Origin of the sequence: Leclercia sp. M-A074-M (genome assembly GCF_965195605.1) — a bacterium.
GTDB lineage: Bacteria > Pseudomonadota > Gammaproteobacteria > Enterobacterales > Enterobacteriaceae > Enterobacter.
In genome coordinates, this window is sequence record NZ_CBDAHM010000020.1 from 1 (window position 1) to 10977 (window position 10977).

At 51.6% G+C, this 10977-nt stretch carries 8 protein-coding genes and 2 pseudogenes; 3 read left to right on the forward strand and 7 right to left on the reverse strand.

What is annotated here, in order from left to right; translation table 11 throughout:
• A pseudogene (locus tag ACOKCT_RS22590) lies at positions 1-186 on the reverse strand (IS5/IS1182 family transposase); the annotation flags it as partial.
• Positions 187-755: 569 nt separating this feature from the next.
• Here ACOKCT_RS22590 and stbA point away from each other — a divergent pair.
• The gene (gene stbA, locus ACOKCT_RS22595) at positions 756-1142 is read left to right on the forward strand and encodes a plasmid stabilization protein StbA (RefSeq protein ID WP_001039464.1); all 387 of its coding nucleotides are present in this window, start codon (positions 756-758) and stop codon (positions 1140-1142) included.
• Between the two features lie 139 nt (positions 1143-1281).
• Here stbA and ACOKCT_RS22600 read toward each other — a convergent pair whose 3' ends face one another.
• From ACOKCT_RS22600 to ltrA, 4 genes and pseudogenes are all read right to left on the reverse strand, one after another.
• Positions 1282-2250: an IS5 family transposase gene (locus tag ACOKCT_RS22600; protein WP_020956880.1), complete on the reverse strand. Its 969-nt coding sequence runs from the start codon at positions 2248-2250 to the stop codon at positions 1282-1284.
• Positions 2251-3319: 1069 nt separating this feature from the next.
• A pseudogene (locus tag ACOKCT_RS22605) lies at positions 3320-3628 on the reverse strand (replication initiation protein); the annotation flags it as partial.
• A gap of 9 nt (positions 3629-3637) precedes the next feature.
• A protein-coding gene (locus ACOKCT_RS22610; protein ID WP_223216367.1) for an IS1 family transposase occupies positions 3638-4335 on the reverse strand; the annotation gives its coding sequence in 2 pieces (ribosomal slippage) (positions 3638-4086 and positions 4086-4335; 699 coding nt in all).
• Between the two features lie 151 nt (positions 4336-4486).
• Entirely contained in the window at positions 4487-5983 is a 1497-nt protein-coding gene (gene ltrA, locus ACOKCT_RS22615; RefSeq protein WP_201304754.1) for a group II intron reverse transcriptase/maturase, read from the reverse strand.
• Positions 5984-6388: 405 nt separating this feature from the next.
• Between ltrA and umuD the strand changes: the two genes are divergently transcribed.
• Positions 6389-6820, forward strand: coding sequence for a translesion error-prone DNA polymerase V autoproteolytic subunit (umuD, locus tag ACOKCT_RS22620; protein ID WP_000776034.1), 432 nt, complete (start codon positions 6389-6391; stop codon positions 6818-6820).
• Positions 6820-8091 carry a Y-family DNA polymerase gene (locus ACOKCT_RS22625; protein ID WP_004118291.1) on the forward strand — a complete coding sequence of 424 codons (1272 nt, stop codon included), beginning with the start codon at positions 6820-6822 and terminating at the stop codon, positions 8089-8091. Before umuD ends, ACOKCT_RS22625 begins: the two co-directional genes overlap by 1 nt.
• A gap of 81 nt (positions 8092-8172) precedes the next feature.
• Here ACOKCT_RS22625 and ACOKCT_RS22630 read toward each other — a convergent pair whose 3' ends face one another.
• Complete coding sequence (locus tag ACOKCT_RS22630; protein ID WP_000064120.1) at positions 8173-9147, reverse strand: ParB family protein; 975 nt, start codon at positions 9145-9147, stop codon at positions 8173-8175.
• Positions 9147-10352, reverse strand: coding sequence for an AAA family ATPase (locus tag ACOKCT_RS22635; RefSeq protein WP_000368714.1), 1206 nt, complete (start codon positions 10350-10352; stop codon positions 9147-9149). The genes ACOKCT_RS22630 and ACOKCT_RS22635 overlap by 1 nt, the downstream gene beginning before the upstream one ends.
• Between the last annotated feature and the right edge of the window lie 625 nt (positions 10353-10977).

The following is a 10977-nucleotide window of genomic DNA, read 5'->3' on the forward strand; positions in this document are numbered from 1 at the left end:
TCTGCCTCGTGAAGAAGGTGTTGCTGACTCATACCAGGCCTGAATAGCTTCATCATCCAGCCAGAAAGTTATGGAGCCACGGTTGATGAGGGCTTTATTGTAGGTGGGCCAGTTGGTTATTTTGAACTTTTGCTTTGCCACGGAACGGTCTGCGTTGTCGGGAAGATGCGTGATCTGATCCTTCAACTCAGCAAAAGTTCGATTTATTCAACAAAGCCCATTCAGTCCTCAATTTGTGCATTTTTTAAACGAAAAAAGGGTGTCTAATACGGTGAAATCATAGTATTACCAAAGTAATAAATAAAAAGTTATTTAAATCAGTAATTTAGATTTGATTTGTAATACCTGGGTAATACCGCAGCATGGCTAAATTTTGTTTTTTTTCTTTTAAATCAGTGCGATAGCGTGATTTATCACGCTGCGTTAGGTGTATAGCAGGTTAAGGGATAAAAAATCATCTTTTTTTGGTAGGGCGATCTCCGTAGGTTAAGGGGCATTTGGCTAAAAAGCGTCCTATTCTTTGATGGTCATGCTTGCATGACCATCTGAGCAACCAAAAACTACAGATAAACTACAAAAAACGTTTTGCCTTAGTGTTGTAAGACTACAAATAGACTACAATAAAACTACAAATAAACTACAAAAAACGTGACAGACTACAAATAGACTACAATAAAACTACAGATAAACTACAAAACTCGATTGACCCCTTCTTACGAGTGTTGTAGAGTCATTTTCATACAACGGAGGGGGTTATGAATAAACCAGCAGATCTGAAACCCCGCAACTTATCGGCTGCTGTCAGATTGCGCCTAAATGAAATCGAGAACTGGCTGGACAGAGGGCTAACGCGGCATGAAATTGCTGAAATCCTCGACAGCGAATACAGCTTTTCGGTAACAGCCAAAGGGCTTGAGATGGCACTGTATAGAACGCGGCAAAACCGAAAAAATGTATTGCACAATACGCATGATAAGAGTAGCGCGAAGGGTGCAGCGGAAAGTGTATTGCACAATACACAACCGTCTGAGCCTGAAGTGCAGGAAAGTAAAAAAGCAGAGAGTCCCGGCATTATTGATAAAGAATTCTTCAAGAAAATCGGTGAGAATTTCGACCCTAAGAAGTTCAACAAAAAATTCTGAGGTGATTTATGAAAGTAGCGGTAATTAATTACAGTGGCAGTGTTCGTAAAACCTTAATTTCATCTTACCTGTTAGCCCCGCGCGGCTTTGTTGAATAAATCAGATTTCGGGTAAGTCTCCCCCGTAGCGGGTTGTGTTTTCAGGCAATACGCACGCTTTCAGGCATACCTGCTTTCGTCATTTTGTTCAGCGCTCGTACCAGGGCCATAGCCTCTGCAACCTGACCATCGTAGTCACGCAGTGTCAGTGAACCTCCGAACAGCTGTTTTACCCGGTACATCGCCGTTTCCGCTATCGAGCGACGGTTGTAATCTGTTGTCCATTTCCACCGCGCATTACTCCCGGTCAGCCGCTGATTCGCAACAGCACGGTTACGGTCTGCATATTCACCGGGCCAGTAACCCGCGCCTTTTCGGGGCGGGATAAGCGCGCTGATTTTCTTACGCCGCAGTTCATCGTGACAGAGTTGGGTGTCGTAAGCGCCGTCTGCCGATGCTGCCCTGATTTTTCTGTGAGTCTGCCGGATAAGACCCGGGAAGGCTTCTGAGTCCGTCACATTGTTCAGCGACAGGTTTGCACAGATGATTTCATGTGTGTTGCTGTCAACTGCCAGATGCAACTTTCGCCATATACGACGGCGTTCCTGGCCATGCTTTTTGACTTTCCATTCGCCTTCACCAAAGACCTTCAGCCCGGTGGAATCAATCACCAGATGCGCGATTTCACCCCGGGTGAACGTTTTGAAACTGACATTAACCGACTTTGCGCGCTTGCTGACACTGGTGTAATCCGGGCAGCGCAACGGAACATTCATCAGTGTAAAAATGGAATCAATAAAACCCTGTGCAGCCCGCAGGGTCAACCTGAACACGCGTTTAATGACCAGAACGGTGGTGATGGCGAGATCAGAATAGCGCTGAGGTCTTCCCCGTGATGAAGGCGTTGCCGACTCATACCAGGCCTGAATAGCTTCATCATCCAGCCAGAAAGTTATGGAGCCACGGTTGATGAGGGCTTTATTGTAGGTGGGCCAGTTGGTTATTTTGAACTTTTGCTTTGCCACGGAACGGTCTGCGTTGTCGGGAAGATGCGTGATCTGATCCTTCAACTCAGCAAAAGTTCGATTTATTCAACAAAGCCGTCTGTGTTGTAAAATGGCGCCGAAAGCCCGGCGTAGCCGGTTGCCGGGCTATAAATTCTGCCACCCTACCCCCTGCCCTGATTAGCCTTAACTCGCGAACAGCAATGAAGAAGTCAAAGTAATCCCTTTTAACCCCGGTGAGCGGGCTTTACGGCGTTTACGACGTAAAGGGCGTGATTTCCGGGGCCTAAGCGGCGGCAGCTTGCTGCTGACGCTTAGGGGGATGTTCATCAACTATTTCAGCGACACCAGGGAACTTAACACGGTAGCTGCAAAGCCCTAATCCCGCTCACCGCCACGCAGCTGCCGTACGTCCCCCACGGGGGTGCGCAGTGCTGCGCGCGGGAACGGCGGCCCGTCTGCGGGACGCGGCGCCGTACTGCGCGTTAGCGGCCGCACGCGGCCGGTTACGGGGGACACTCCGCCATACGACCAGCGACCCGCTGAGCTGCACAATCCACAGATAACACAAGCTACATACATGTCGATATGGGAATCGGCCCACCTTGCCGCGCGCCGGTGCCGTGTGGGAATCCGCCCACCTTGCCGGGCGCCGGTGCTGTGTGGAAATCCGCCCACCTTGCCGCGCGCCGGTGCCGTGTGGGAATCCGCCCACCTTGCCGCGCGCCGGTGCCGTGTGGGAATCCGCCCACCTTGCCGGGCGCCGGTGCTGTGTGGAAATCCGCCCACCTTACCGGGCGCCGGTGCTGTGTGGAAATCCGCCCATCTTGCCGGGCGCCGGTGCCGTGTGGGAATCCGCCCACCTTGCCGGGCGCCGGTGCTGTGTGGAAATCCGCCCACCTTACCGGGCGCCGGTGCTGTGTGGAAATCCGCCCATCTTGCCGGGCGCCGGTGCCGTGTGGGAATCCGCCCACCTTACCGGGCGCCGGTGCCGTGTGGGAATCCGCCCACCTTACCGGGCGCCGGTGCCGTGTGGGAATCCGCCCACCTTACCGGGCGCCGGTGCTGTGTGGAAATCCGCCCATCTTCATGACAAAAATTTGTCAAATGACAGGCTCATGTGTGCTGATTTATGTCAGACGGGATTTTGCTTATCAATTATTGAGAACAGAAATTTTCCTGAATCATCAATACTATACTTAGCAAGTAAAGGTGTTTTCTCATTTATCTGCTTGAGTGCAGGATCAAGGAAAGATCGTTTCAACTCTGCCAAGTTCTTCTGCTGGGATTCCGGTAAGACGAAACGGTCATTTAACCAAGCATGAGTAGTAACCCATAAGCCTGAAGATTTGAATTGAGCAAGACTTTCATAAAGGCGGATCGTCCGGGGATTTCGAAGACTGCCACAATCGCGGAGCGAGTAGGTGGTGAACTGGTTGGTAATGACTCCAACTTACTGATAGTGTTTTATGTTCAGATAATGCCCGATGACCTTGTCATGCAGCTCCACCGATTTTGAGAACGACAGTGACTTCCGTCCCAGCCTTGCCAGATGTTGTCTCAGATTCAGGTTATGTCGCTCAATGCGCTGAGTGTAACGCTTGCTGATTACGTGCAGCTTTCCCTTCAGGCGGGATTCATACAGCGGCCAGCCATCCGTCATCCATACCACGACCTCAAAGGCCGACAGCAGGCTCAGAAGACGCTCCAGTGTGGCCAGAGTGCGTTCACCGAAGACGTGCGCCACAACCGTCCTCCGTATCCTGTCATACGCGTAAAACAGCCAGCGCTGACGTGATTTAGCACCGACGTAGCCCCACTGTTCGTCCATTTCCGCGCAGACGATGACGTCACTGCCCGGCTGTATGCGCGAGGTTACCGACTGCGGCCTGAGTTTTTTAAGTGACGTAAAATCGTGTTGAGGCCAACGCCCATAATGCGGGCGGTTGCCCGGCATCCAACGCCATTCATGGCCATATCAATGATTTTCTGGTGCGTACCGGGTTGAGAGGCGGTGTAAGTGAACTGTAGCTGCCATGTTTTACGGCAGTGAGAGCAGAGATAGCGCTGATGTCCGGCAGTACTTTTACCGTTACGCACCACGCCTTCAGTAGCTGAGCAGGAGGGACAACTGATGGAGATGGAAGCCACTGGAGCACCTCAAAGACACCATCGTACACTAAATCAGTAAGTTGGCACCATTATCCGGCAGGCGATCTGGATTATCGTCACGCTGTTAAATATGTCGCGGTAGGGATACCCGTTACCGGATACCCCCCGCACAGATCCCGGCGTGCGCGATTTACGCACCGGGCTCCTGCCTCGGGTGTCTGGCGGTGAACCGCTCCACAGGCCATGGATGAAGAACCCGAACCCTTGGTAGCCATGCGGCTGCCAGTTTGTTTGCTTTCGTCCAGGTCGTATCATCCTTCTGGCTCCTGCGCCTGAGCGCCCGGCGCCAGAGGTTTGTTACGTGTGTCCTGAACTTCTGCATGGTGGGGAAGTTGCCCGGTACCGAGTGATAGTTCAGGTATCCCTGAACCACTCTCCTGAGCCATTTTCCCTGTTCGGGGATTGAGTAATGCCAGCGCCTTCGCAGACCGTCTTTGATGGCTTTCAGAGTTGCCGTCATCCGATCCCGGCGGGTCTTTCGTATCAGCATGAACCTGCCGTTGCGATCTTTCCCGCTGATGTGCGTGAACCCGAGGAAGTTGAACGTTTCTGGTTTGCCTTTTCCCCTGATGGCACGGTTTTCGGCAGCGAAGCGGCCGAACTCCATCAGACGGGTTTTCTCCGGGTGAACCGTGAGTCCGAACTCCCTCAGTCTGCGCTGCATGGCTATACGGAAGCGCCGGGCATCGTATCGTTTGTCGAACCCGATGACGATGTCATCGGCGTATCTGACCATTACCACATTGCCTGTGGCATAGCGACGTCGCCACTGATGCGCCCACAGATCGAAGACGTAGTGGAGGTATATGTTTGCCAGCAGCGGTGAGATGACCGCACCCTGTGGGGTGCCTTCCTCCGTTGCTCGCCATTGACCCTCCTCCAACGTCCCGGCTGTGAGCCACTTACGTATGAGCCTGATTACGCTCCGGTCGCCGATCCGATGCTCTGTGAACCTGATCAGCCATTCGTGGCTCACCCTGTCGAAGAACTGACTGATGTCGGCATCCAGTACCCAGTTTACGTTAGTGCGTACCAGCCCTGTGGCCAGTGCGTCCAGTGCATCGTGCTGGCTTCGCCCGGGTCTGAACCCGTATGAGAACCCCATAAAGTCGTTTTCATAGACTGCGTTCAGGATTTTCACCAGCGCATACTGGACGATCTTGTCCTCCAGCGAGGCGATGCCGAGCGGGCGTTGTTTTCCATCCGCTTTTGGGATGTAGTGACGCCTGCCGGGCTGCGCCCTGTAGCTGCCCTGATGTAGCCTCCGGTGCAGATCTGTTATGTTGTTCTTCATGTTTCCGGCGTAGTCCATCCACCTGATGCCATCCACTCCGGCGGCCGCTTTCCTGCTCAGGGAGAGGAATGCGGCTTCCAGTGCTTCGACTGTCAGCAGGTGGAACAATGCTGTAAACCGTTCTTTCTTCCGCTGCTTCGCAGCTTCCCGCACGCGTGACAGCCTCTGTGACATGCTTTCCCGGCTCTGTGTCCGGCGCATGTGTGGCTGTTCCGCGTTCCCCTTGGCCCCGCTCCTTCGCTCCACTGACTCCGCTCCTTTCGGGTTGTTCGCCTGCTTCGCCTGCTTCGCCGCTACTATGAGCGAGTCCGACTTCTCCTCTCCGTACATCACCGGCTATGACTCCTCGTCTTCCCGGTGCGGGCCGTCTCCGACACTGGCAGATGGTCAGAGGGGAGATCTCCCGGTTCCCGCGTAGAGATCGTATTGACATGCCAGGGTCTCAGACCCCGCCGGGTCCATGTGGCACTCGCAGTATCGCACCCTATGATGTTGCCTTCCGTTAACAGTACAACGTCGGCACCCGGTAATTTAATATACATTTCGTGGCTCAATGGCTGGCCTGTCAACACCCCTGTCAACGCTTCGCCCCATACCTCGCGGTATGCAACGCATGACTCGGGGACCTTGTGGATTGCTGGTCCTTCAATGGTCGGGGACTTTCACCCCTTGATCTCTACCGGTCTCCCGGCGAACACTGTATGTATAACCAGTAAAATTAGAGTGTCAGGAGGAAAGATGAAACTACAACTTTTCAGCACCGGGAAAGAACTCCCGCCACAGGCCCATCCATTGTTTGCCGATCTGGCCAGCTGCGGTTTTCCCAGCCCTGCTGCTGACTATGTCGAGTCCGATCTGGATCTCCATGATTACTGCATACGGCATCCGAGCGCGACGTACTACCTGCGTGCCAGCGGAGACAGCATGGCCGACGGCAGTCTGTACAATGGCGATCTGCTGGTTGTGGACAGTGCTGAAAAGCCGCGGCACGGCGATATCGTTGTCGCCAGCATGCAGGGGGAGTTTACGGTGAAACGGCTTCTGCTGACGCCGCGACTGACGCTGCAGCCCATGAATGCCTCCTGGTCGCCGATTTATCCTGATCCCGACGAGCTGGATATCTTTGGCGTCGTCACGCATATCATCCACCGCCCGAGGGAGATGTACTGATGTTTGCCCTGGCCGATGTGAACAGCTTCTATGCCAGCTGTGAACGTGTTTTCCGCCCGGATTTGAAAGGAAAGCCGATAGTCGTCCTGAGCAACAACGACGGGAATGTAATCGCTCGCAGTGCCGAGGCGAAGCCCTGGATCAAAATGGGAACTCCGTGGTTTCAGATAAAAAACGAAAGATACCCGGAAAAAATATATGCGTTTTCAAGTAATTATGAACTTTACGCCTCGATATCGGCGCGCGTGATGAACTGCCTGGAGGAACTGGCCCCCAGGGTGGAACAGTATTCAATTGATGAGATGTTCCTCGACCTGACCGGCGTGGAGCACTGTATGGGGCTTGAGGACTTCGCCCGGCAGCTGCGTCAGCAGGTGTATGACTGTACCCGCCTGACCATTGGCGTGGGCGCCGGACCAACGAAAACCCTCGCAAAATCAGCCCAGTGGGCCTCAAAAGAGTGGAAACAGTTTCATGGCGTACTCGCTCTGACCAGGGGAAATCCGCAAAGGACGCGGAAACTGCTTTCACTGCAGCCGGTTGAAGAAATCTGGGGGGTGGGTAACCGTATTGCACGCAAGCTAAATGTGCTGGGCATAAAAACCGCGCTCGATCTGGCTCTGACGAACCCGGCCTTCATCCGCAAAAATTTTTCTGTCGTCCTTGAGCGAACGGTACGGGAACTGAACGGGGAAAGCTGCCTTTCGCTTGAGGAAGCCCCTCCGACGAAACAGCAAATTGTCTGCAGCCGCAGTTTTGGCGTGAAGATCACGGAGTACGAGTCACTCCGTCAGGCTATCTGTCAGCACGCAGAGCGGGCCTCTGAAAAACTGCGTAAAGAGCACCAGTATTGCCGGCATATTTCCGTTTTCATCAAAACGTCTCCGTTCGCCATTAAAGAGCCTTACTACGGCAACGTGGCTACGGAAAAACTTCTTACACCCACTCAGGACACCAGGGACATCATTGCAGCCGCTACAACGGCTCTGGAGCGTATCTGGAGGGATGGGCACCGGTATGCCAAAGCCGGAGTTATGCTGAATGACTTCACCGGCTCCGGAGTTTCGCAGCTGCAACTGTTCGACGAACGCCCGCCACGCCCTCACAGTGCTGAGCTGATGAGGGTTCTGGACGGGATCAACAACTCAGGGCTGGGTAAAGTATGGTTTGCGGGGCGGGGTATGGCCCCGGAATGGCAGATGAAACGGGAGATGCTTTCTCCTGCTTATACGACACGATGGTCAGATATTCCTGCAGCGAAACTGGCGTGAAACTATGGCGATTTCACCGTGAAATTCTCAACCTAAACTGCCTAATTACAATAAGTTAGATGTGAAATCGCCATGGCGAAATTATTGACTCAAATTTCTGTCAAGGACTTCGTTGATAGCCTTGTCCAGTTCATCCTGAATCACTTTTGACATACGGCTAAACTCATAAGTCAGCGTGCGCCCTTTCACACGCTTACGCGCGAACTTGTCCTTTTCTTCAAAAGACCAGAGTGGGGAAACCACTGACTTTTCCTTGGGAGATGGATCTATCAATGCCTGAGATGCCTGAGAAATCAGCTTCAGAATACTGGCTTTCTGTTCGTCTTCTGGTCGCTCGCCATCACTCAAAATTGCATCGAGCTGAGCTGATACAGACTGAATGAGTTCTTCAGGCGTTAATCCCTTTTCACCGAGTTTTTCATTAACTTCTAAAAGAAGTTTATAATCACTAAACGATAGCTCCGACTGAACCGGGAACAGAGAAATTAAGTCTTGCGGTACGGCCGCCGCCTGCAGCGCCCTGGTAACTTTAGCCTGAGATAATCCCTCCAGTTCAGCAATTTCCTTTTGATTAAATCCGGACTCTTTAAGAGCGATCAATCTCAGACCAATCTCCCGAAGATTATGTTCTTTAGCTGTCTGGATATCTTTAGCCAGTTGGCGAGCTTCATCAGCTGATAAATGTTCTTCGGTAACCATTACATCAAGGCCTGTACGGACAAAAATTGCTGAGGCTCGCCGTCTTGAACCATCCAGTATCTCAATCCTTTCACTTTGCTTAATACCAATACAGGGAAAGAACTGCTGAAACTTAATCGTCTGGATAATGGATTTCAGAGACTCCCTGGTCAGTGCAAGTTGATCTCTTCCATTGTTTTCCTGGTTTACGAAGGTCTTACTTTCAACTTCAGATGCAGGCACCCGAACAAACCTGAACGTTACCTTCCTGCCGGTTTTTAAGGTAAATACCTGACTTCTACCGGTGTCAGCCATTTCGAGCATTGACGCCTGAGTATTTAACTGTCTGCCGATGGTTTTTCTTTTCTCATTCGACATCACATACCTCCGTTAGTACGAATGAACTCGATGCGATCAAAGACTGCCTTCGCAAAGTCTTCCGCTGCTGATTTTGCGCTTTTTAGTGCCTCTGTACTTCCATCATAGGTTGCTGGATTTGCTGAAATAACTGTGTCAAAAGTCTCCCCACAACGTTCGAAACCATCCAGTCTTGGCAGAACCATGTCTAGCATATCGGCACCGAAAACCTCTTTGGCCTGACTATGGCAAATTTTGTGATCAGACTTGTTCAGGATCTTGGACATGAAGCCGACATTACCGATGAGATTGCAGGTGTGCCCATCCATTTCGATGGAATCTATGAGGGCAGGGAGGCTGGCCACAAACTTCAGGGAAGAATGAAAATCAACCGTCGCCGGTGGAAGAGGGGTCAACATCAGGTCTGCCGCCCCAATGCAGTTTTTCAGGAACGCATCAAGGTGAGGACCACTATCAAGGAAAATAAAGTCGTAGTCATGCTGGAGCTTGTCGATAATGTTCTCTTTAAGCACCGCATGAATATTTTTCCCTGGCAGATGTTCTTCACACAATCCCTTCCAGCCTTCAGCAAGGAATGCATCGTCAATGGAAGCGGGGATTACATCAACACCAGGGATAATAGACGGTACTATAAAATCGGAAAGTAATTCTTCACGAGACACGTTCTGGAGCATGGCCTGAGCAGCCGTGTTTTCAACCAAGCCCACTGAATTCTCATGGCTCAGGAACATTGTCAGAGATGCCTGCGGATCGAAATCGATGGCCAGAATACGCAGGTCTTCGAACAGAAGCTGAGGATGAGCTCGAAAAGCATGTGATAATGAAGCGGTAGAAACTGTCTTGGAACCACCACCTTTAAGATTACATACAAAAATCGTAAAGGCTTTATCGAAGCGATCCCTGTACTTCGGTACTTTACGATGGTTATACAGATCGATGACATTCTGAATCGTCATCGCGTATTTCATCGTATTACCAGAAGGTTTCTTTTTAAAAATGTAGCCACCGGCTTCCATTTCGGACACAGCATACTCAACACTGCCTTTACTGAGCTTAGGCAGCTTATACAGAGCGGCTTTGCTGTATTCCTGATAGAACTCGGTAAGCTTCAATTCCTCTTTTTGCTGTCGGATACTTTCGCTCAAAGATGTCAGAAGCTTACCTGCACGTGTAGCGACTTTCCGTAACTGCTCAATATTGTCCATTTATCACCTCATGACGTTTTTTGTCATTTTGAACAAAAAGTGTCATGTTGCAAGAAAAAAATCATATTGTTTTGATTTCGCTCTCAACAGAAGGGGGATGAAGCTCGACGGGCGTGCTACTAAATCACACTGCAGCAACACGCAGACGCACTTTTGACCATCAACAGCAACTCATACAAAAGGGCTTTGAGAAAGGTATTCAACTTGCAAGACAGGAGAGTCATTCAGAAGGATTCTGATTTTAGTTACGACCAGTGCAATGCTGAGCCTTATGTATCAGCGCTCGCCGCAGCCATGTAACCGAGCGTAGCGAGCGAACTGGCGAGGAAGCGAAGAGGAACCGTTCCGGCAGATAGCTCTTACGCTCAGCACAAGAAGAGTTTTCCATCCTCTGTGGGAAACAGGTCAACTTTAATGGACGCTCCGGACTATGGGAAACAGGTCAACTTCGCGGACGGCCCGGACTATGGGAAACAGGTCAACTTCNCGGGCGGCCGGGAGTGTGGGGAACAGGTCAACTTCGCGGACGGCCCGGANTATGGGAAACAGGTCAACTTCGCGGNCGGCCNGGACTNTGGGAAACAGGTCAACTTNGCAGACGGCCCGGACTGTGGGAAACAGGTCA

Bases quoted from the DNA above. Each gene is read 5' to 3' on its own strand.
- stbA (WP_001039464.1), top strand. From the start codon at position 756: ATGAATAAACCAGCAGATCTGAAACCCCGCAACTTATCGGCTGCTGTC.
- umuD (WP_000776034.1), top strand. From the start codon at position 6,389: ATGAAACTACAACTTTTCAGCACCGGGAAAGAACTCCCGCCACAGGCC.
- ACOKCT_RS22625 (WP_004118291.1), top strand. From the start codon at position 6,820: ATGTTTGCCCTGGCCGATGTGAACAGCTTCTATGCCAGCTGTGAACGT.
- ACOKCT_RS22630 (WP_000064120.1), bottom strand. From the start codon at position 9,147: ATGTCGAATGAGAAAAGAAAAACCATCGGCAGACAGTTAAATACTCAG.
- ACOKCT_RS22635 (WP_000368714.1), bottom strand. From the start codon at position 10,352: ATGGACAATATTGAGCAGTTACGGAAAGTCGCTACACGTGCAGGTAAG.